At 66.2% G+C, this 296-nt stretch carries 1 pseudogene; it reads left to right on the plus strand.

From position 1 onward, the window contains the following. Positions 1–296: pseudogene (locus QMX82_RS25735) on the plus strand (acetolactate synthase large subunit); the annotation flags it as partial.

Raw genomic sequence — 296 nt, forward strand, 5'->3', positions numbered from 1 at the left:
CGCAAGATGACCGCGCGGGTGCTGCGGCAGCTGATCGAGAAGACCGGCATCCCCTTCGTCACCACCCAGCTCGGCAAGGGCGTGGTCGACGAGCGCCATCCGCGCTTCCTGGGCAACGCCGCCCTCTCCGCCGGTGACTTCGTGCACCGCGCCCTGGAGTCCGCCGACCTCATCGTCAACATCGGCCACGATGTGATCGAGAAGCCGCCGTTCTTCATGACCCGTGGCGGCACCGAGGTCATCCACATCAACTTCCGCTCCGCCGAAGTCGATCCGGTGTACTTCCCCCAGGTCGA

This window comes from Pseudomonas sp. PS02302, from assembly GCF_029959585.1.
In the GTDB taxonomy this organism is placed as follows: Bacteria; Pseudomonadota; Gammaproteobacteria; order Pseudomonadales; family Pseudomonadaceae; genus Chryseomonas; species Chryseomonas aestiva.